Consider the following 20,421-nt stretch of genomic DNA (forward strand, 5'->3'; position numbering starts at 1 on the left):
CGCATGCGCCGCAGGCGCGAGTCTCGATGACTCGGACGCGAGACAGAAGGGGGCCGCGAACACGCAGCGCCGCAGGCGCTGCCAATAGACTCAGCCGGGTGGCTGAGCGGATTCCTGTTCTCATAGTCGCCGGGTTCCTCGGATCCGGGAAGACGACGCTGCTCAATCATCTGCTGCGCAATAACCGGGGCACCCGGATCGGGGTGGTGGTCAACGACTTCGGGGCCATCAATATCGATTCCATGCTGGTGGCCGGGCAGGTCGATGCGATGGTGTCGCTCGGCAACGGGTGCGTCTGCTGTGCGGTGGACGTCGGCGAACTCGACGACTTGTTCACCAAGCTCGCGCAGCCGCGTGCCAAGATCGACGTGATCGTGGTCGAGGCCAGTGGACTGGCCGAACCGCGCAATCTGATTCGGATGGTGGTGGGCAGCGAGAACCCGCGCATCCGCTATGGCGGTTTGGTCGAGGTGGTCGACGCCGAGCAGTTCCCGGACAGTCGCGAGCGTCATCCCGAACTGGCCACCCATCTGCGCTTGGCGGATCTGGTGGTGCTCAACAAGGCCGATCGGGTGCCGCAGCATCGGCTGGACGGGTTGCGGCAGGAGATCACCGCGCTGATCGGGCAGGTGCCGGTGTACGCGACCACCCGTGGCCGCATCGACCCCGGCCTGCTCTTCGACGAGCCGCTGCGGGAAATCCCGCGGGTCGCCGAACAATTGAGCTTCGACGAACTGCTCCACGACCATGACCACGACCACCACGACCAAGCCGAGAACCGGCATCTACACGACGACTACACCAGCGTGTCCTTCAGCAGCGAGCGGGAATTGGATCCGCGCCGCCTGGTCGAATTCCTCGAGGATCCACCGCCCGGCCTGTTCCGCGCCAAGGGTTTCGCCGCCTTCGGGGTCGCCGCCGAACGTCGCAAGTTCGTGCTGCACATGGTCGGTCGTCATATCGTCTTCGAACCGGACTCCTGGTCGCGCGGTGAATCGCGCACGACCCGACTGGTGCTGATCGGTGCGGGTCTGCCCGCCGAGGCGGCACTGGCGCGGCTGCACGATACCGTGCACACCGCCGCCGAACCGCTGGACCAGCAAGCCATGCTCGGCGTCTGGCGCTACACCCCGCACTGACGCCGGGAAAAGTTGGCGCGTTCTGCTCGAAGCTGGCGCGTTCGGTACTTGGCGCGGCGATCGTGCGGACATAGAACTGAGACATTGCCCCGCCGCGCGCGGCATGTGCGCAACGGAGCGAACGTGGCGCGTGCGGTGTCGGTTCGACCCACGAACCGTGATCGACCGTATTTGTCTGTACGACCGATTGGAGAGTTCCGTGTCAGAGACCTGGGAGAGTGCCACCGCGTACGTGGTCGCCGCATTGGAGGCGAAGGGCACCGCGACGCGTGACGATTTCGACGTGCCCGCCATCGTCGCCGCATCCCGAGACATTGTCGACAGCTGGGATTTTCGCGCTATCGAGGATGCGACCTTCTGGCGCATCGCGGCGGCCTTCCTGAAGGTCTGACCGCCCGGCGTGACGGTAGCGGATGCGGCGTGGGGGGATGCGGCGGATCAGGCCGGTAGTTCCGATCGGTACATGAGCTGGGTCATGGATCGACGACGGGCCGCCCGCCGCATCGAACCCACATCGGAATATCCGAGTAGTTCGGCTTGGCGTGTTCGGCTCAGCACCGCGCCTTCGACGCTCGCCTGCGCGAGCCGGGCATTGCGCGCCCGCTCCAATTCCATCCGCCAAGTGGTGCCCGCCTCCATCAGCCGCCGCTGTAGCGTCCGCGGGCTGGTGGCGAGTCGGCGGGCCACCCGATCCAGCGAAACCGCACCGTCCGCCATTGCCTCGGCCAGCGCGGCCGCTACTCGATCCGGCCATGCGGTCGCCAGGGGCGGCGGTGGCGGCAGGGCGTCGGCGAGCGGCTGCAGCACGGCAGCCAGGACGGGATCGCTGGTGGTCAGTGGCAGATTCATATCGTCGGCGCGGAAGGTCATCGCATCGACCGGTGCGCCGAACTCGATAGCGGAGGTGCCGAATACCTCGACAAAGGTGTCGATTTTGGCAGGTGCCTGCTGCCGCAATGCCACCCGCAACGGGACGAGCCGGATCCGGACCACACGCCGTGCCCTGCTGAGCACCGCCGCCAGGCCCCAGACCTGGGTGAGATCGCGGCCGCGGCCTTCCCCATTGATCATGTCGAGGTAGAGCGTGACCTCGTGCTCGTTCTCGGCGACCAGTTCGAACCGATGATTGGTGGTCACCGCGCAGACGTAGGGACCGCAGGTCGCCAGGCCCGCGCCGAGGGTCGGCGCAGTGGCGAACAGGTAGTCGTAGAGGCCGAAACTGTTGAGTTTGTAGCGGCTGGCCACATGCAACGCGACATTCGGATCGCCGAGCCCGTGTTCGCCGAGCTCCCAGAGTCGCGAAAAGGTGTGGCTCGGCAGGTGTACGTCCTCGCCGACCATGGTCCATTCGGGTAGGCCGGTCTCTCGGAGCAGTCGATCCCGATCCAGCCCCGCATCCGTGAGCTGCGAGATGACGAATCTGTGCAGCAGCACCTGATCGGTTCCCAATGCGCCCCTCCTACCGCGGATCGACGTCCTCGTGCGGGAGAACGCTATCCCGCGCCTATTGAATCGTCACTGAATTCGCGTCACAGTGTTGTTTCGGGTAACAACTTCAGGCGCTCACATCGCCGTTATTCACAGGCAATGGGCCTTTACCCGCAGGCGTTCACCCATTCCGAGAGTCCGTCGGCGAAGAGCTGGCGCTTCCAGATCGGCACCTCGTGTTTGATCCGATCCACCAATTCCGCACAGGTGGCGAACGCTTCGGCTCGGTGCGGTGCGGCGACCGCGACGACGATCGCGAGATCGCCGACGGTCAACTGACCGATTCGGTGGACGGCCGCGACCGGAAGTCCGGAGCGCTCGGCGAGTTCCGCACAGCAATTTCGCAGGAACCGTTCAGCTTCCGGATGCGCCGAATATTCCAGAGCGGAAACCGCCTGTCCGCCATCGTGATTGCGCACCTTGCCGGTGAAAACCACTACGGCGCCGTGCTCCGGTCCGGTCACCGCCGCCTCGACCGCCGCCGGATCCAGCGGCTGATCGCTGATACCGGCTAGGCGTACGGCCGCGAATTCACTTGTTGTCATGGTTGCCGCCTCCGGCTACTTGCGCGAGCAGATGATCCAACAGCGGCTCGAGCACCGCCATGCCGTCTTTGACACCACCGGGAGAGCCGGGCAGATTCACCACCACCGATCGGCCGGCCTGTCCGGCCACGCCGCGACTGAGCGCGGCCAGTGGGAATTTCGCGGTGCCGCGTTGCCGAATCGCCTCTGCGATACCGGGTAATTCGCGATCCAGGACGGCCAGCGTCGCCTCAGGTGTCGCGTCGGTGGGGGAGGCGCCGGTGCCGCCGGTGCTGATCACCAGCGACGGCTCGAATCGCAGGGCGTCGGCCAAGCCGATGTCGATTTCGGCGTCGGCGTAGATCAGCGGGCCACGCACCGAGAAGCCGAGTCCGCCGAGCCATTGCGCGAGTACGGGACCGGTGGTGTCCGCTCTGGTGCCGATCGCGGCTCCGGTGGAGGCGACCAGGACGACGGCGGTGCGCTGGTCGGAATCCGAGAGCTCTTCCGGTGCAATGTCTTCCGTGGGCTCTGGTGCGTCGGCGAGTGTGGGGATGTCCACGGGCGCCTGCTCTGCGGGCCGCTCCCAATGTCCGTGTTTGCCGCCCTCTTTGGTGAGCAGCCGGATGCCGTTGAGCGTCGCCGCGGGGTCGACCGCCTTGACCATATCGTGCAGGGTGAGCCCGGCCACCGCCACCGCGGTCAGCGCTTCCATCTCGACGCCGGTGGGGCCCTTGGTTTTCGCGGTCGCCTCGATCGTGATGGTGTCCTCGGTGAAGCCGAATTCGACCTTCACCGAGGACAAGGCCAGCTGATGGCACAGCGGAATGAGTTCGGAGGTTTTCTTCGCACCCGTGATACCGGCGATTCGCGCGGTCGAGAGCACATCGGCCTTCGGCATATCGTCGGCCCGCACCAGCGCGACCACTTCGGCGGTGGTGCGCAGCTCACCGGCCGCGACCGCGATCCGAGTGGTGTCGGACTTCGCGCTCACATCGACCATGCGGGCGCGACCTTCCCGGTCGACATGGGACAACTCACTCATAGCGACCACACTCGCACAGGTGCGCCGACCGGCAGCGAGGTGACCTCGGCGGGCACATCGATCAATACATCCGCCCAGGCCATGCCGGCGATGAGATGCGAACCGGGGCCGGAGGCAACCTCGACGGCCGTCGGCCTGCGATGCAATCCCGGCGCCGCGGCATCGTCGCGCACCAGTCGACCGCGCAGGAATTGGCGTCGTCCCTCGGGGGAGCGCACCGGATTGCGCAGCGGTACTTCGTAGATCTCCACTTCGGGCAGGCCCGCGATATGGCGCAGCATCGGCCGCGCGAAGACCTCGAAGGACACCATGGTGCTCACCGGGTTCCCGGGAAAGCTCAGCACCGGCACACCGTTGACGACGGTAAGCCCTTGCGGCCCACCGGGTTGCACCGCGACCGAGCCGAATTCACCGCCCAGCGGTTGCAGTACGTCCTTGACCACCTCGAAGTCGCCCTTGGACACCCCGCCGGAGGTGAAGACGATATCTGCGGATTTAGTTGCGGCGGAAAGCAATACGCGAAATCTTGCCGGATCGTCGGTGCTGTGCTCCACCGACACGACGCTGACGCCGTTGGCGCTGAGCGCGGCCGCGAGCGAGATACCGTTGGAGTTGTAGATCTGGCCGGGGCGCAACGGTGTTCCGGCGGCGACCAATTCGTCACCGGTGGTGATGACCGCCGCCCGAATCGGTTGAAATACCGGCACATTCGGCAGTCCGACCGCTGCCAGCGCGGCGATGTGGCGGGGTGCCAGCAGGGTGCCCGCCCGGGCTAGCAGCTCACCGGTGCGCACATCGGTGCCCGGTTCGCGCACGAACTCACCCGCGGTGCGGCCCCGCTCGACGGTCACCGTCGCGTCATCGCTGTGCACATCCTCCACCGGCACCACACAATCGGCGCCGGGCGGAATCGGCGCACCGGTCATCACCTTCATCGCGCACCCCGCCGGAAGTGGGGTTTGCCCTGCCCCGCCTGCCGCGACCACACCGATCAACGGCAGCGTCACCGGAGTGACCACCACCGATGCGGCACGCACCGCGTAGCCGTCCATCGCCGAATTGCGGAACACCGGCAGGTCGATCGGCGCGTGGATATCGCCGGCCAGCTGTCGGCCCAGCGCCGCGGGCACCGCGACGGATTCGACCGCGCGGGCGGCCAGCGGGCGCAGCAGCGCCTCGATGGTGTCCCGGTAGGCGTCGACGGACCGGGCGGTGGCGGGCGAGCTGGACCGGTGGCCATCGGAGGTGTCGGCACGCGAGGTCATACGGTCAGCCTAATCGCCCAGCGGTAGCGAGTTCTCTTGTCGTATCGCACGAACGCTCACGCCCTGAACTCGGAGTTTGTGAGCCCAGGATGGTGCGGTCCGCCCATGGGCACATCGTGCGGACCGGTCATAATGGACTTGTGACGCTGGTCGAGATGGGGATTCCCGCCGTGCGGTCCAGGCTGCCCTCGCTCGACGGACGGCCGGACACGCCGTACCTGGTCGATCGATTCGGTCGTACCGCACGCGATCTGCGCGTATCGATCACCGAGAAGTGTTCGCTGCGATGTACCTACTGCATGCCCGAGGAGGGCCTGCCCGCGATTCCGCAGGACGAACTGCTGACGGTCGAGGAGATTGTGCGACTCGTCACGCTCGCGGTGCGCGAGTTGGGGGTGCGTGAGGTCAGGTTCACCGGCGGTGAGCCGCTGCTGCGCCGCGATCTCGAGCGGATCGTCGCGGGCTGTCATGAGCGGGTGCCCGGGGTCCCGCTGTCGATGACGACCAATGGCGTCGGACTCGCCCATCGGGCCCGCGGTCTCGTGGCCGCCGGGCTGAGCCGGGTGAATGTCTCGCTGGATACCGTCGATCGGCTCGGCTTCGCCCGCCTGACTCGCCGCGATCGGCTCGAATCGGTCTTCGCGGGCATCCGCGCGGCCAGGGATGCCGGACTGGCGCCGATGAAGATCAATGCCGTTCTGATGCGCGATACCCTCGCCGGTGCGCCGGATCTGCTGCGCTGGTGTCTGGACGAGGGCTGCGAACTGCGGTTCATCGAGGAGATGCCGCTGGACGCCGATCACGAATGGGCTCGCGCCAATATGGTGACCGCGGCCGAATTGCTCGACGTGCTCGGTACCCGGTTCACGCTGACCGAGGTCGGCCGGTCCGATCCCGCCGCCCCGGCGGAGAAATGGCTCGTCGACGGTGGGCCTGCCGCGGTCGGCATCATCGCGACGGTGACCCGCAAATTCTGCGACACCTGCGATCGGACCCGGCTCACCGCCGACGGCATGCTGCGGTCGTGCCTGTTCAGCGATCAGGAATTCGATGTGCGCCAAGCACTGCGGTCGGGCGCGGACGACGAGGAGATCGCGACCATCTGGCGTGGCGCCATGTGGAACAAATGGGCGGGACACGGGATCGATGCCGAGGATTTCGTCCCGCCGGAACGCACGATGGGAGCCATCGGTGGTTGAGATCCGCTACTTCGCCGCGATTGCCGACGTCGTCGGCAAGGACCGGGAAAACCTGGACTTTCCGGCCGGCGCCACCGTCGCCGACCTGCGCACCACCCTCGCCGAGTGCTACGGTCCCGACCTCGACAAGATGCTCGCCGTCTGTGCCTACCTGGTCGGCGACGAACTCACCCGTGACCCGTCGGTCGCACTGACTCCGCGCGTCGATGTCCTGCCACCCTTCGCCGGCGGCTGACGTGTGCGTGGGCATGTAGGCGCTCGTCGACCGGGTTAGCATCTGCGCCAATGCAGTTCGCCGGACCGGATCAGGAGTCGATATGTCCCAGCCGTCGAATCAGGTACCTGCGCGGCACCCGGTGGTGGTGCGGTTCCACGAGGTGCGAGGCGAGAGTCTGCAATTGCGGGTGGCGGACTGGATCACGAAGTTCGCCGGGTCGATGCGGTTCGTCTACATCCACGCCATCGGTTTCGCGATCTGGATGATCTGGGCCGAACAGAGTCCATGGCCGACGCTGACCCTGGTCGTCTCCCTGGAGGCGATATTCCTGTCCACCTTCGTGATGATCGGCCAGAATCGGCAGGCCGAGTTCCAGCAGATGAAGGCCGATCACGACTTCAACGAGCAGGAGTTGGAGCTCAAGACCAATACCGAGCTGACCAGGGCCATCCACGAGATGACCAAGGAACTGCACCGCAGGCTGCTGGAGACTCCGGATCAGAAGTAGTCAGCGCCACCAGGTGTCGAGCGGCGTGACCGGGACGGTGCGCTTGTGGCGGGTGTTCAGGAAGATCGTCTCGAGCTTCTGGGCGACCTCAGGCGTGACGTCCTTGCCCTCCAGATAGTCATCGATCTCGCTGTAGCGCAGGCCGAGCGCCTCCTCGTCGGGTAGGGCCGGGCGGTCGTCCTCGAGATCAGCAGTCGGCACCTTGGACCAGATGCTCGACGGCGCACCGAGTTCCTGCAGCAGCGCCGCGCCTTGGCGCTTGGTGAGGCCGGTCAGCGGGGTGATGTCGACGCCGCCGTCGCCGAATTTGGTGAAGAAGCCGGTGACCGCCTCGGCCGCGTGATCGGTGCCGGCGACGAGCAAATTTTCCTGACCGGCGATGGCGTACTGGGTGACCATGCGTTCGCGGGCCTTGATATTGCCGCGCACGAAATCGCGCAGCTTATCCACCTGCAACGCCGAGGCGACTTCGGCGGCAACGGCGTTGGCGCCGGGGCGGATGTTGACGACCACCGAGCGGTCGGGCTGGATGAACCGCAGCGCGATCCGAGCATCGGCCTCATCGGCCTGCACACCGTAGGGCAGTCGCACCGCGATGAAGGCGGCATCCGCGCCGTCGGCACGCAGTTCCTCGACCGCGAGCTGGCACAGTCGTCCGGTCAGCGCGCTGTCCTGACCACCGCTGATGCCGAGTACGAAACCTCGTGCGGGACTTGCGCTCAGATAGTCCTTGAGAAAATCGACTCGACGCCGAACCTCGAGCTTCGGTTCGATATTCGATTGGACGCCCAACTCGGCGATGATCTGTTCACGCAGGTTCCCCATGACGCATCACTCTACTGGCCGCGCCGAGATGACCACCCGCCGAACGAATGCCTCCCAGTTGTCGCCGATCTGGCATCGGTCGTAACCGAGGACATGCATCTGATGCATCACCAGTGCGGCGCCGAGCAGGCCGAGCAGACCATCGGCGACCAGTACGACATCGCCGTCGACCCGCGCCTGCCGCAGCAGCATCGTCACGTGCGCGCGCAGCAGTCCGTAGGGCGGACCGGTGAAGCGGTCGCCCGCCTCACCGATTTCCGCGGCGCGATGCAGTTCGCCCGCGACCTCGATATCGAGTAGCCGGGCCCGGCCGAAGGCGACCAGCCGCTCCACCGCCGGTGCGCCGGGCCCCATCGGCGGCGGTCCGAACATGAACTCTTCCTGGAACTTTCGCTCGGCGTGGTCCAAGAGCGCGCGCAGCAGCCCCGACCTGCTGCCGAACCGTCGGAAGACGGTGCCCTTGCCGACGCCTGCCCGCTTGGCGAGCGCGTCCATCGTCAGGCTGTCCACACCTTGTTCGCGCACGATCTCCTGCGCCGCGTCCAGGAGTAGCTGGCGGTTGCGCGCGGCATCGGCGCGTTCGTGATTTCCGGGCAGGGGCGCACCGATGCCGAGCAGTGGTCGCTCGGGCATCATTCCGTCCGACATGGATGTGCTGTAGCTCACAGGCCTCTCGCGGTTCTCCCGGGAATGGAATCGGACCATGGTCCGGTTAGTGTAGGCAAAAGAACGGACACCACATTCAGTACACCAGGAGAAAACATGAGCGCGACCCGGATTCTTACTCTTGTCGGCAGCCTTCGCGCCGCCTCGATCAACCGCAGGCTCGCCGAGGCCGCGGCGCAGACCGCGCCGGCGGGTGTGGAGCTCACCATCTACGAGGGCCTCGCCGACATCCCCTTCTACAACGAGGATCTCGACGTGCCCGGCTCGGTACCCGCCGCGGCGCAGGCGCTGCGTGACGCGGTCGCCGCATCCGACGGTCTGCTCCTGGTGACGCCCGAATACAACGGCAGCATCCCCGCCGTACTGAAGAACGCCATCGACTGGGCTTCGCGCCCGTACGGTACCGGCGCGCTCAAGGATCGGCCGGTCGCGGTGGTCAGCGGTTCTATCAGCCAGAATGCGGCCAAGTGGGCGCACGGCGATGTGGTCAAGGCGCTCGGCGTCGCGGGTGCCCGGGTTGTCGAGACCGCCCACCTGCACTTCGCCGGATTCGGCGAGCGGTTCGCCGCGTCGCATCCGCGCGAGGATGCCGAGGCGCTGACGCAGCTCGGCGCGACCGTGCACGAACTGGTGCAGGCGACCGGCGAACTGGTGTCCGCCTGAGCATCGAGTCTTGCCGTCAGGGTCGCCCCCGGCTCCATCCGTGGAGTGCGGGGGCGGCCCCTTTTTCGTTCGCCGAAAGAAGTTTGCTGGAAGGGCGCTACGGTACGAAATTGTGATCTGCGCCACTGTTGTGTCGGGTTGCGAATCGAGTGTCCAGGTACTTACCGCTTGGGAATTTCATCTTTGTGACTCGCAACATGTCGTGTTTTATGACTCTGTCGGCCACTAGGTGTAGTGTCTTCGGTACTGGAAGAGGGGATGAGATCAGCTTCGGCCGCGAGCGGCTGAGCAGCGGTTTCAGCTACCGATCCAGGAGTTTGCGCAGCGTACGTCGGATCAAAGCACTGCATACGGATCACAGGCTGTGGATCAGGCATAGGAGAGAGGGACATCATTGACCATCACCGTGTACACCAAGCCCGCTTGCGTCCAGTGCAATGCCACCTACAAGGCGCTCGACAAGGCCGGGGTGGACTACGAAGTCATCGACATCTCCGAGAACGACGAGGCGCGTGACTACGTCATGGCGCTGGGCTACCTGCAGGCTCCGGTCGTCGTCGCCGGTGAGGACCACTGGTCCGGCTTCCGGCCCGACCGCATCAAGTCGCTCGCTACCGTGGCGGCCTGATCGCATCCTGCTTTCCGGTGTATCCGATGGAAGGGGGAGGAGGTAGCCATGTCCACAGCGACAGCGCTGGTCTACTTCTCCAGCGCCTCGGAGAATACGCACCGCTTCGTCGAGAAGCTGGGACTCCCGGCGACTCGCATACCACTGCACACCGCTGACTCGCTGCGCGTAGACGAACCATACGTGCTGATCGTCCCCACCTACGGGGGCGGTCGGCACGTACTGGGGGGAAATAGATCCGATAAGGATTTCGTGCCGCGGCAGGTCGCCAAGTTCCTCAACGATCCGCACAACCGTGCGCTGCTGCGCGGCGTCGTCGCGGCGGGCAACACGAACTTCGGCGATACCTATTGCTATGCGGGCGAGGTGATCTCGCGTAAGTGCGGGGTGCCCTACCTGTATCGCTTCGAACTCATGGGAACCGCTGAGGACGTCGAGCGCGTCCGAGAGGGATTGGGATTGTTTTGGCAACAGCAACGACAGCACCGACCGGCAAAACGGCTCGCTTAGAGCAGCCACCGGTCCGTACCGCCGAGGCGGACGAGGTCATGGACTACCACGCCCTCAACGCGATGCTGAACCTGTACGGCGCCGACGGCAAGATCCAGTTCGACAAGGACCGTGAGGCCGCGCACCAGTACTTCCTGCAGCACGTCAACCAGAACACCGTCTTCTTCCACAATCTGGACGAGAAGCTGGACTACCTGGTCGACGAGAACTATTACGAGGCAGAGGTTCTCGAGCAGTACAGCCGTGCGTTCATCAAGACGCTGTTCCAACAGGCCTACGCCAAGAAGTTCCGGTTTCCGACCTTCCTCGGCGCGTTCAAGTACTACACCTCCTACACGCTCAAGACCTTCGACGGCAAGCGCTACCTGGAGCGGTTCGAGGACCGGGTTTGCATGGTGGCGCTGACGCTGGCGGCCGGTGACGAGGTGCTCGCGAGCAAGCTGGTCGACGAGATCATCGACGGGCGCTTTCAGCCCGCCACCCCGACCTTCCTCAACTCGGGTAAGAAGCAGCGCGGCGAACCGGTGTCCTGCTTCCTGCTGCGCATCGAGGACAACATGGAGTCGATCGGGCGCTCCATCAACTCGGCGCTGCAGCTGTCCAAGCGCGGTGGCGGAGTTGCCCTGCTGCTCAGCAATATTCGTGAGCACGGTGCGCCGATCAAGAAGATCGAGAACCAGAGTTCGGGTGTCATCCCGATCATGAAGCTGCTCGAGGATTCGTTCTCCTACGCCAACCAGCTCGGTGCGCGGCAGGGTGCGGGCGCGGTGTATCTGCACGCGCACCACCCGGACATCTACCGGTTCCTGGACACCAAGCGGGAGAACGCGGACGAGAAGATCCGCATCAAGACACTGTCGCTGGGTGTGGTGATCCCGGACATCACCTTCGAACTGGCGAAGAAGAACGAGGATATGTACCTCTTCTCGCCGTACGACGTGGAGCGCATCTACGGCGTGCCGTTCGCCGATATCAATGTCACCGAGAAGTACTACGAGATGGTCGACGACAAGCGCATCCGCAAGTCGAAGATCAAGGCGCGCGAGTTCTTCCAGACCATTGCCGAGCTGCAGTTCGAATCCGGCTACCCGTACATCATGTTCGAGGACACGGTGAACCGGGCCAATCCGATCGCGGGCAAGATCACGCACTCGAATCTGTGCTCGGAGATCCTGCAGGTGTCGACGCCGTCGCTGTTCAACGACGATCTTTCCTATGCCAAGGTGGGCAAGGACATTTCGTGCAATCTCGGCTCGTTGAACATCGCCAAGACGATGGATTCACCCGACTTCGCGCGCACCATCGAGGTGGCGATCCGGGCGCTGACCGCGGTATCGGATCAGACGCATATCTACTCGGTGCCCTCGATCGAGCAGGGCAACAACGAATCCCACGCGATCGGGCTCGGTCAGATGAACCTGCACGGGTACCTGGCCCGTGAGCGGGTGCACTACGGGTCCGACGAGGGTATCGACTTCACCAATATCTACTTCTATACCGTGGTGTATCACGCGATTCGGGCCTCGAACCTGATCGCGAAGGAGCGCGGCGCCTACTTCGGCGGCTTCCCCGAATCCAAGTACGCCTCCGGTGAGTACTTCGACAAGTACACCGATCAGGTGTGGGAGCCGAAGACCGAACGGGTCGCGCAGCTGTTCGCCGATGCGGGCGTGCACATTCCGACCCAGGACGATTGGCGTGAGCTGAAGGCCTCGGTCATGGAGCACGGCATCTACAACCAGAACCTGCAGGCCGTCCCGCCGACCGGTTCGATCTCCTACATCAACCACTCCACCAGCTCGATCCACCCGGTGGCGTCGAAGATCGAGATCCGCAAGGAAGGCAAGATCGGCCGCGTCTACTACCCGGCGCCCTACCTCGACAACGACAACCTCGAGTACTACGACGACGCCTACGAAATCGGCTACGAGAAGATCATCGACACTTACGCCGCCGCCACCCAGCACGTGGACCAGGGCCTGTCGTTGACCCTATTCTTCAAGGACACCGCCACCACCCGCGACCTCAACCGCGCCCAGATCTACGCCTGGCGCAAGGGCATCAAAACCCTCTACTACATCCGCCTGCGCCAAATGGCTTTGGAGGGAACCGAAGTCGAGGGCTGCGTTTCCTGCATGCTGTAGTCGATGTCCGAAAGGGGCGGTCTGGCGTTGCGTGGCCGCCCCTTTCGGCTCTCCTGTAAAACGGCTCAGCCGAAGAGTTGGAGGGGAGTTACTACGACGGTGAAGGTGCCTACGCACCAGAGTTTGATCAATTGCCAGAGGGTGGGGAAGGCGCCGTCGGGGTAGCGCAGGCGCAGGCCGAAGAAGGCTTTGCCGAGGGTTGTGCCGGTTACGCGTTGGATGAATGTGCGGTGCACGAAAGATGTTGCGACGGCGGCGGTTACGGCCAGGGGAATGGCCTGCCCGGGGTCTGGCGAGTATTCGGTGATCGTGAGCCAGACGATGCCGCCGATGGCTGCGTGCAGCAGCAGATCGATGGCGAAGGCGGTGAGCATCGGCCATCTCGGCTCTTCGATGGTGCCGTCGGGGCGCGGCCGACCGGCGTTCAGCGACATCGAATCATATTTTGCCGCTTCGGGTTTGCGCACCGGATCGACGTAGTGCAGTGACCCGTTCGGGTCGGGTTCGAACCGCGGCCGCACAGGCGGAGGCGGTGTGGGCGCGTCCGCATAGCCGCCCGGATTGCCATGCACCACAGGTATCTCCCGAGTCATCGTGTCGTGAGCTGATCGCCGACCATTGTGTCAGCGGTCCCAGTGGTGGGAAGTGCGAGGTCCGCAGGCGCCGCGGCCCGCGGACCTCGAGCGATTACCGCAGGGCCGGGGCTATTTCGCGTTCGAAGAGGTCGATTCCGCTGGTGTCGTAGGCGGCTTCGGGGAAGTTGAAGATGGCGTAGCCGAGGCCGAGTTCGCGGACGGCGGACAAGCGCTCGGTGATCTGTTCCGGGGTGCCGACGGCGGGGGAGGTACGGAGCATGCCGTCGACGAAGGATTTGGCCTGGTCGTCGCTGATCACCGTGGCCAAGCGGGTCTGCAGGGCCGAAAGGCGTTGCTCTACTTCGGCTTCGGTGGATCCGATGACGGCGTTGAAGTTCGAGGAGCGCACGATGGCATCGAAATCGGTGCCCACCTCGGCGCAGTGCGCGCGCAGGATCTCGGACTTGTGGGTGAATTCCTCCGGTGCGCCACTGAAGTTGGTGTACTGGGCGTACTTTGCCGCGATTCGCAGCGTCTTCTTCTCACCGCCGCCCGCGACCCAGATCGGAATACCGCCCTCCTGCAATGGAAGTGGCCGCACGATCGCACCGTCGACCTGGTAGTACCTACCGTCCAGTGTGGCCTTGCCCTCGGTCCAGGCTTGGCGGAAGATCTGTACGCCCTCGTCGAGCCGCCCGAGCCGCTCACCCGCCGACGGAAACCCGTAACCGTAAGCGCGCCACTCGTGTTCGTACCAGCCGCCGCCGATACCCATCTCGACCCGGCCGCCGGAGATCAGATCCGTGGTCGCGGCGACCTTGGCCAGATATGCCGGATTGCGGTAGCTGATCGCGGTACACATCTGCCCCAGCCGAATACGCGATGTGGTGGCCGCGAACGCCGCCATCAGCGTCCACGCCTCGTGCGTCGCCTCCTCGGTCGGCACCGGCACCGTGTGGAAGTGGTCGTACACCCATAGCGATTCCCAGGTATCTCCGGCATCCGCCCGCTGGGCGAGATCGCGCATCACCCCCCACTGCGCCGCCGGGTCGATATCGACCAAATCCAGTCGCCATCCCTGTGGAATGAAGATGCCGAAGCGCACAGATCTCTCCTTCATGTGTTTTCACCGAACCTAGGGGACGGCAGCCGGCCGCGCCGGCGGGGTGGGTAAGTACAGCCGCAACGATCCTCGCGGGCCTCCCATGATTGGTGCAGAGTTCGGCTCGGCCTGCGTCGAATCTCCTGCTGGCCGGGAATTCGCTGGCGGCGCGGGTGCGGTCCAGGTCATGCTGAAGGTCGATGAACAAAGAAACACAACAGCGACTCGGCATCGACTTCGGCCGGGTCATCCAGGGGGCGACCTTCGCTGTGGGCGCTGCGGACACCGTATTTCTGTCCGGGGGAATCGAGCAGGCGCTGGCATCCCCGCCAAGTGCCGACGCGTTCGAGGTATTGGCGCGGTTGGTGCGTCGGTTCGACGGCCAGGCATGGGTCATCTCGAAATGCGGGCCCCGGGTTCAGGAGCGCACCCTGCAGTGGCTCGACCACCACCAGTTCTACGACCGGACGGGCGTGCCGAAGGGCAACGTGCGGTTCTGCCGGGCAAGGGCGGATAAGGCGAAGCACTGCGCGGAATTGGGGATCACGCACATGATCGATGACCGTCTGGAGGTGCATCAAGCCCTGCGCGATCTGGTACCGAATCTGTATCTGTTCGGTGAACAGGACGCGCCGGTACCGGACTGGGTGGAGCACACGCCGACCTGGCCCGATGTCGAGATCGCCGTCGGCGCCACCTTGTCATCCTGACACTGGATGTGGGTCCGGTCATATTGGATCGAGATATCGTCGATCTTTACGCGATTCGAGTGTGAACACCGGCGTCACCGCATGTATCCTTCAACCGGAAGCTGTGCGGTCGGCCCGATCCGGGCGTCGCATTCGAGAAATCCGCAGGAGCGACGGCCCTGTGGTGGCGTTGAGGAGGTGGGGTTGCGATGCGCAGCGAACCTCCCAGTCGAAGGCCGCGCGGCGCCGCCCCTTCGTAAAACCGTCCTGTAGTAGTCGGTCCCGGGGTTGGTGCCCGCGGTGTGACTTCGTTCTTTCGATTCACTCGCTTATCTCGCCGTGTGCTGAGGACCTCCCATGTCGCAGACCGATCTCATCGAAGCACGTCCGACGCTGTCCGCATCCCTGCAGGACATCGTGGACACCCATCGTGTCGACGCCGCACTCGACTGGCTCGACAATCAGCAGCCGCATGTCATAGCGGACGAACTCGCACGCATGGACGCCGTCCAGGCGGGCGTCGCCTTCCGTCTCCTCGACAAGGATCTGGCGCTCGCCGTCTTCGAGGAGCTCGAACCCGTTGACCAGCAACAGATTCTGGAGGGTCTGCGCGATCAGAGCTTCCGCGATCTGGTCGAGGCGATGGATCCCGACGACCGCGCCAGGATGCTGCGCGAGGCGCCGGCGAAGGTCGCGAAGAAGGTGCTGGCCGGACTGAGCGCCCGCGAACGCCGGATGACCGCTGCACTGCTCGGCTATCCGGAAGGTTCGGTCGGGCTGTACATGACGCCGGAAGTCGTTGCGCTGCCGCGCAATCTGAGCGTGCCCGACGCTCTGCAGACGGTACGGATCAAGGGCATCAATGCCGAAACGGTGTACACGCTGCCCGTCGTCGACGCCGGTCGCCGGCTCACCGGGATTGTCGAACTGCGTGAGCTGGTGCTGAGCCGTCCCGAGACCATGGTGTCGGATCTGGTCGTCACCGAGCCGACTTTCGTGCGCGCGACCGACTCCGCCGAGAAGGCGGCGCGGCTGATGCGCGAAACCAATGTCATCAACCTGCCGGTCGTCGACAGTGAGGACCGGCTGGTGGGACTGCTCACCATCGATGACGCCGTGGAGGTTATCGAGGCCGCCGACAGCGAGGACGTCGCCAAGCAGGCGGGTTCGGCACCGTGGGAGGGCCACTACATGGCGGCCAAGGTGTTCCAGCTGGCCCGCTATCGCGCACTGTGGTTGCTGCTGTTGCTGTTCGCGGCCACCCTGACGGTCAGCGTCACCGACTTCTTCGAGGGCACCCTGCAGCAGGCGGCGCACCTGGCGCTGTTCATCCCGCTGCTCATCGGCGCGGGCGGGAATGCGGGGGCGCAGGCGGCGACCGCTTGTGTGCGTGCAGTCGCCGTCGGCGAGGTGCGCGGCTCCGACCTGTTCAAGGTGATCTGGCGCGAATGCCGCGTCGGCCTGGTGCTCGGCACCATGCTGGCCACCGCGGGCATCGCCATCGGCGCGCTGTTCGTCGATCCGGGCACGGCACTGGTCGTCGGCATCACCCTGGTCATCATCTGCGGCTGGGCCGCGACCATCGGTGGCACCATGCCATTGCTCGCGAAGCGATTCCACATCGATCCGGCGGTCGTCTCGGCCCCGATGGTCACCACTCTCGTCGACGCCACCGGCCTGATCATCTACTTCACCACCGCCAAACTGGTCCTCGGCATCTGAGGCGAAGACCAGAAATCCGGCTCGGTCCCCGCGGACCGAGCCGGATTTCATTGTGGGCGTGGGTGTTTCAGAACTCCCAGTCTTCGTCTTCGGTATTGACGGCCTTGCCGATGACGTAGCTGGAGCCGGAGCCGGAGAAGAAGTCGTGGTTCTCGTCGGCGTTGGGGGACAGGGCCGAGAGGATGGCCGGATTGACTTCGGTTTCGTCCTTGGGGAACAGGCCTTCGTAGCCGAGGTTCATCAGTGCCTTGTTGGCGTTGTAGCGCAGGAACTTCTTGACGTCCTCGGTCAGGCCGACCTCGTCGTAGAGATCCTGGGTGTATTCGACCTCGTTGTCGTAGAGCTCGAAAAGCAGCTCGAAGGTGTAGTTCTTGAGGTCGTCGCGTTCGGCCTGGCCGAGCAGTTCCAGACCCTTCTGGTACTTGTAACCGATGTAGTAGCCGTGCACCGCTTCGTCGCGGATGATCAGGCGGATCAGGTCGGCGGTGTTGGTGAGCTTGGCCCGCGAGGACCAGTACATCGGCAGGTAGAAGCCGGAGTAGAACAGGAAACTCTCCAGCAGGGTGGAGGCCACCTTGCGCTTGAGCGGATCGTCGCCGCGGTAGTACTCCAGCACGATCTCGGCCTTGCGCTGCAGGTTTCGGTTCTCCTCCGACCAGCGGAACGCGTCATCGATCTCGCGGGTGGAACACAGCGTGGAGAAGATCGAGCTGTAGCTCTTGGCGTGCACCGACTCCATGAACGCGATATTGGTGAGCACCGCCTCCTCATGCGGCGTCGCGGCGTCCGGGATCAGGCTCACCGCGCCGACCGTGCCCTGGATCGTGTCCAGCAGCGTCAGGCCGGTGAAGACCCGCATGGTCAGTTGCTTCTCGTCGGCGGTGAGGGTGTTCCACGACGGGATGTCGTTGGACACCGGCACCTTCTCGGGCAGCCAGAAGTTGCCGGTCAGGCGATCCCAGACCTCGGCATCCTTCTCGTCGGGCACCCGATTCCAGTTGATGGCCGACACCCGATCGATCAGTTTCATCCTGCCTCCACACCCTTCCCGAGCACGCTGCCGTCACGGAATTGCTACGCCCTGGACACTACTCCTTGGGGGTGACAAGTCCGTGGAGCACAACACCTTGTGTCGCAGCGGTGTCTTTCGCGATGGCGCAGATGCGCCGGTGACCACCGCCTGCGGCACCCATTGTGCGGCACGCGGTGCGAAATCCATGCATCGCGCCGGATGGGCGCAGAGTCACATTTTCACTCGCGGACGCAGGAGCCCGGCAGTAGCATGGTCCGACCGTGTGGCGGCAACCGAGGGGGCCCGATGTCCGCACCGACCGATCCGGATATGTCCGATCTGCTCGGCCGACTCGCGCGTGTGCCGAGTGGCCGGCGGAGCAAATGGGTGGTGCTCGGCGTCTGGATCATCGCCCTGCTGGCACTGGGCACCTTCGCCGGAAAGCTCACCGGGGCACAGAAGAACGACAATGTCACCTGGCTGCCGGACAGCGCCGAATCCACCCAGGCATTCAAGCTGGCCGAGAAATTCGGCAATAGCGACGATATTCCGGTGGTACTGGTGTACGAGCGCCGCGACGGGCTCACCGACGCCGATCGGCTGGCGGTCGGCGCCGATGCCAAACGGTTCCGGCAGGTCGAGCATGTCGTGCCCGATAAGGTGCTCGGCCCGATCCAGTCCGGCGATGGTCAGGGGCTGGAAATCCTGGTGCCGATCTCGATGGGATCCGAGGGCTGGAACCGCCTGACGAATGTGGTCGGTGCGATCAATGACGCGGCGGGGGAGCGCCCCGACGGATTGTCCTTCTATGCCACCGGACCGGCCGGGTACGCGGCCGAATTCGGCGAGGTGTTCAAGGGGATCGACGGTCTGCTGCTGTACTCGGCCGCCGCGGTCGTAATCGTCATTCTGCTGCTCACCTACGGTCCGATGCTGTGGGCGTTTCCGTTGATCACCGTCGGTTTCGCGCTGGTGATATCGCAGGCCGCGGTATTCGGCGCGACCCAGGTGGGGCTGACCGTCAACGCACAGAGCCAGGCCGTCCTCACGGTGCTGGTTTTCGGCGCGGGCACCGACTATGCGCTACTGCTGGTTGCGCGCTATCGCGAGGAACTGCGCCGCCATCCCGATAAACACGAGGCGATGGCGGTCGCACTGCATCGCGCCGGGCCTGCGGTGCTGGCCAGCGGTTGCACCGTGATCGTCTCGATGTTGGCGCTGCTGGTGGCGGAGATGAACTCGACCAAGGGCATCGGGCCGGTCTGCGCCATCGGAATCACGGTGGCGCTGCTGGCGATGTTGACACTGCTGCCCGCACTGCTGGTGATCGTCGGCCGGTGGATCTTCTGGCCTCGGCATCCGAATTTCGGCACCGTCAACGAGACCGAATCCGGCATCTGGGCGCGCGTCGGATTCGCGATTGCCCGGCGGCCGCGCACCGTCTGGATCGGCACCGCACTGGCGCTCGGCGCACTCGCACTCGGTGCCGGTGGGCTGGAGGCCGAGGGCATCGCGAACAAGGACGCCTTCGTCGGCTCATCCGCCGCGGTCACCGGAACCGAGGTGCTGGAACGGCATTTCGAGGCGGGCACCGGTCAGCCGGTGATGGTCGTCGCTTCGTCCGCGCGCGTCGATGCGGTCGCCACCGCCTTGGGCTCGATACCCGGAATTACCGCGCCGTCGCGACCGATCGTCAAGGATGATCTGGCCTATCTCGAGGGCACGCTCACGGATCCGCCGGACAGCCGGGCCGCCGAGGCCACCATCGATCGGGTGCGTGCGGCCGTGCACGCGGTGGATCCGCAGGCCAGGGTCGGCGGGCAGACCGCCGTCGTGCTCGACATCAAACGCGCTGTGGCGCATGACAATCGGGTCATCGTGCCAGTGGTGCTCGCCATTGTGCTGGCGATCCTGATGGTGCTGTTGCGTGCGGTGGCCGCGCCGATTCTGCTCACGGCGACCGTGGTGCTGTCCTATTTCGCCGCGCTCGGGCTGAGCCGCTGGATCTTCGATCTGGCCGGTTTCAAGGGTGCCGACGCCGGACTGCCGCTGCTGACCTTCGTCTTCCTGGTGGCACTCGGCATCGACTACAACATCTTCCTGATGTCGCGGGTGCACGAGGAGGCGCTCGAGCATCGCACCAAGGCGGGCGCGCTCATCGGCTTGGCCGCAACAGGCGGCGTGATCACTTCAGCCGGATTGGTCCTGGCAGGCACCTTCGCGGTATTCGCGACCATGCCGGTGGTGACCTTCGCCGAAATGGGCATTGTCATCGCCGTCGGCGTGCTGCTCGATACCTTGATCGTGCGTTCGATCCTGGTCACCGCCCTGACGCTGGATATCGGCGACCGGATCTGGTGGCCCAGCGCATTGGCTCGGCCCAGGGTGGCCGCGGAACGCGAGCCGGAGACCAGTCTCAGTAGGTGACCCGCCGCCGCGCTGCCGTATTTCGGCTGGGGCGAGGGTTACGTTGTGGCCGTCGGTTACCACGCGTTTCGCC

21 protein-coding genes are annotated in these 20,421 nt (G+C 65.0%); 12 read left to right on the forward strand and 9 right to left on the reverse strand.

The window, feature by feature from the left end; translation table 11 throughout:
- Nucleotides 1-98 precede the first annotated feature (98 nt).
- Together ACQPYR_RS10075 and ACQPYR_RS10080 are read left to right on the forward strand one after the other, a co-directional pair.
- The gene (locus tag ACQPYR_RS10075; protein ID WP_433630346.1) at nucleotides 99-1,139 is read left to right on the forward strand and encodes a CobW family GTP-binding protein; all 1,041 of its coding nucleotides are present in this window, start codon (nucleotides 99-101) and stop codon (nucleotides 1,137-1,139) included.
- Between the two features lie 199 nt (nucleotides 1,140-1,338).
- On the forward strand, nucleotides 1,339-1,530 hold the full coding sequence (locus ACQPYR_RS10080; protein WP_433630348.1) for a hypothetical protein: 192 nt from the start codon (nucleotides 1,339-1,341) through the stop codon (nucleotides 1,528-1,530).
- Between the two features lie 47 nt (nucleotides 1,531-1,577).
- Here the strand turns inward: ACQPYR_RS10080 and ACQPYR_RS10085 are convergent, their stop codons facing one another.
- The 4 genes from ACQPYR_RS10085 to ACQPYR_RS10100 all read right to left on the reverse strand — a co-directional run bounded on the left by ACQPYR_RS10085 (nucleotide 1,578) and on the right by ACQPYR_RS10100 (nucleotide 5,461).
- Nucleotides 1,578-2,588 (reverse strand): AraC family transcriptional regulator ligand-binding domain-containing protein, encoded by a 1,011-nt coding sequence (locus tag ACQPYR_RS10085; protein ID WP_433630350.1) that lies wholly within the window; start codon nucleotides 2,586-2,588, stop codon nucleotides 1,578-1,580.
- Between the two features lie 146 nt (nucleotides 2,589-2,734).
- Nucleotides 2,735-3,172, reverse strand: a complete 438-nt coding sequence (locus ACQPYR_RS10090) for a molybdenum cofactor biosynthesis protein MoaE (protein WP_433630352.1) — start codon at nucleotides 3,170-3,172, stop codon at nucleotides 2,735-2,737.
- The gene (gene moaCB, locus ACQPYR_RS10095; protein ID WP_433630355.1) at nucleotides 3,159-4,196 is read right to left on the reverse strand and encodes a bifunctional molybdenum cofactor biosynthesis protein MoaC/MoaB; all 1,038 of its coding nucleotides are present in this window, start codon (nucleotides 4,194-4,196) and stop codon (nucleotides 3,159-3,161) included. The genes ACQPYR_RS10090 and moaCB overlap by 14 nt, the downstream gene beginning before the upstream one ends.
- Nucleotides 4,193-5,461 carry a molybdopterin molybdotransferase MoeA gene (locus tag ACQPYR_RS10100; protein WP_433630357.1) on the reverse strand — a complete coding sequence of 423 codons (1,269 nt, stop codon included), beginning with the start codon at nucleotides 5,459-5,461 and terminating at the stop codon, nucleotides 4,193-4,195. The genes moaCB and ACQPYR_RS10100 overlap by 4 nt, the downstream gene beginning before the upstream one ends.
- A 155-nt stretch (nucleotides 5,462-5,616) precedes the next feature.
- Between ACQPYR_RS10100 and moaA the strand changes: the two genes are divergently transcribed.
- The 3 genes from moaA to ACQPYR_RS10115 all read left to right on the forward strand — a co-directional run bounded on the left by moaA (nucleotide 5,617) and on the right by ACQPYR_RS10115 (nucleotide 7,385).
- Nucleotides 5,617-6,660 carry a GTP 3',8-cyclase MoaA gene (gene moaA, locus ACQPYR_RS10105; protein WP_433635082.1) on the forward strand — a complete coding sequence of 348 codons (1,044 nt, stop codon included), beginning with the start codon at nucleotides 5,617-5,619 and terminating at the stop codon, nucleotides 6,658-6,660.
- Nucleotides 6,653-6,895, forward strand: a complete 243-nt coding sequence (locus tag ACQPYR_RS10110) for a MoaD/ThiS family protein (protein WP_433630360.1) — start codon at nucleotides 6,653-6,655, stop codon at nucleotides 6,893-6,895. Before moaA ends, ACQPYR_RS10110 begins: the two co-directional genes overlap by 8 nt.
- A gap of 82 nt (nucleotides 6,896-6,977) precedes the next feature.
- Nucleotides 6,978-7,385, forward strand: a complete 408-nt coding sequence (locus tag ACQPYR_RS10115) for a DUF1003 domain-containing protein (RefSeq protein ID WP_433630363.1) — start codon at nucleotides 6,978-6,980, stop codon at nucleotides 7,383-7,385.
- On the opposite strand, the gene nadE is transcribed toward ACQPYR_RS10115, so the two are convergent.
- Both nadE and ACQPYR_RS10125 read right to left on the reverse strand, forming a co-directional pair.
- A complete protein-coding gene (gene nadE, locus ACQPYR_RS10120) occupies nucleotides 7,386-8,210 on the reverse strand; it encodes an ammonia-dependent NAD(+) synthetase (RefSeq protein WP_433630366.1) in 825 nt (274 codons plus the stop codon).
- Between the two features lie 6 nt (nucleotides 8,211-8,216).
- Nucleotides 8,217-8,858, reverse strand: a complete 642-nt coding sequence (locus tag ACQPYR_RS10125) for a TetR/AcrR family transcriptional regulator (protein WP_433630369.1) — start codon at nucleotides 8,856-8,858, stop codon at nucleotides 8,217-8,219.
- Between the two features lie 114 nt (nucleotides 8,859-8,972).
- Here ACQPYR_RS10125 and ACQPYR_RS10130 point away from each other — a divergent pair, with 114 nt between their 5' ends.
- The 4 genes from ACQPYR_RS10130 to nrdE all read left to right on the forward strand — a co-directional run bounded on the left by ACQPYR_RS10130 (nucleotide 8,973) and on the right by nrdE (nucleotide 12,821).
- Complete coding sequence (locus ACQPYR_RS10130) at nucleotides 8,973-9,539, forward strand: NAD(P)H-dependent oxidoreductase (protein WP_433630372.1); 567 nt, start codon at nucleotides 8,973-8,975, stop codon at nucleotides 9,537-9,539.
- Between the two features lie 394 nt (nucleotides 9,540-9,933).
- Nucleotides 9,934-10,167, forward strand: coding sequence for a redoxin NrdH (locus tag ACQPYR_RS10135; protein ID WP_040693941.1), 234 nt, complete (start codon nucleotides 9,934-9,936; stop codon nucleotides 10,165-10,167).
- A gap of 48 nt (nucleotides 10,168-10,215) precedes the next feature.
- Entirely contained in the window at nucleotides 10,216-10,677 is a 462-nt protein-coding gene (nrdI, locus tag ACQPYR_RS10140) for a class Ib ribonucleoside-diphosphate reductase assembly flavoprotein NrdI (protein WP_063046323.1), read from the forward strand.
- 38 nt (nucleotides 10,678-10,715) lie between these two features.
- Nucleotides 10,716-12,821, forward strand: a complete 2,106-nt coding sequence (gene nrdE, locus ACQPYR_RS10145) for a class 1b ribonucleoside-diphosphate reductase subunit alpha (protein ID WP_433630376.1) — start codon at nucleotides 10,716-10,718, stop codon at nucleotides 12,819-12,821.
- A 65-nt stretch (nucleotides 12,822-12,886) separates the two neighbouring features.
- Here nrdE and ACQPYR_RS10150 read toward each other — a convergent pair whose 3' ends face one another.
- Both ACQPYR_RS10150 and ACQPYR_RS10155 read right to left on the reverse strand, forming a co-directional pair.
- Entirely contained in the window at nucleotides 12,887-13,396 is a 510-nt protein-coding gene (locus ACQPYR_RS10150) for an RDD family protein (protein ID WP_433630379.1), read from the reverse strand.
- 112 nt (nucleotides 13,397-13,508) lie between these two features.
- A complete protein-coding gene (locus ACQPYR_RS10155; RefSeq protein ID WP_433635083.1) occupies nucleotides 13,509-14,501 on the reverse strand; it encodes an LLM class F420-dependent oxidoreductase in 993 nt (330 codons plus the stop codon).
- Nucleotides 14,502-14,698: 197 nt separating this feature from the next.
- Between ACQPYR_RS10155 and ACQPYR_RS10160 the strand changes: the two genes are divergently transcribed.
- On the forward strand, nucleotides 14,699-15,208 hold the full coding sequence (locus tag ACQPYR_RS10160) for a hypothetical protein (protein WP_433630382.1): 510 nt from the start codon (nucleotides 14,699-14,701) through the stop codon (nucleotides 15,206-15,208).
- A 336-nt stretch (nucleotides 15,209-15,544) separates the two neighbouring features.
- Nucleotides 15,545-16,909: a magnesium transporter gene (gene mgtE / locus ACQPYR_RS10165; RefSeq protein WP_387289515.1), complete on the forward strand. Its 1,365-nt coding sequence runs from the start codon at nucleotides 15,545-15,547 to the stop codon at nucleotides 16,907-16,909.
- 67 nt (nucleotides 16,910-16,976) lie between these two features.
- On the opposite strand, the gene nrdF is transcribed toward mgtE, so the two are convergent.
- Complete coding sequence (nrdF, locus tag ACQPYR_RS10170) at nucleotides 16,977-17,939, reverse strand: class 1b ribonucleoside-diphosphate reductase subunit beta (RefSeq protein WP_364393736.1); 963 nt, start codon at nucleotides 17,937-17,939, stop codon at nucleotides 16,977-16,979.
- Nucleotides 17,940-18,227: 288 nt separating this feature from the next.
- Here nrdF and ACQPYR_RS10175 point away from each other — a divergent pair, with 288 nt between their 5' ends.
- Complete coding sequence (locus tag ACQPYR_RS10175) at nucleotides 18,228-20,348, forward strand: MMPL family transporter (protein WP_433630386.1); 2,121 nt, start codon at nucleotides 18,228-18,230, stop codon at nucleotides 20,346-20,348.
- Nucleotides 20,349-20,421: the final 73 nt, after the last annotated feature.

The sequence above is a fragment of the Nocardia sp. CA-120079 genome, assembly GCF_050955745.1.
GTDB lineage: Bacteria > Actinomycetota > Actinomycetes > Mycobacteriales > Mycobacteriaceae > Nocardia.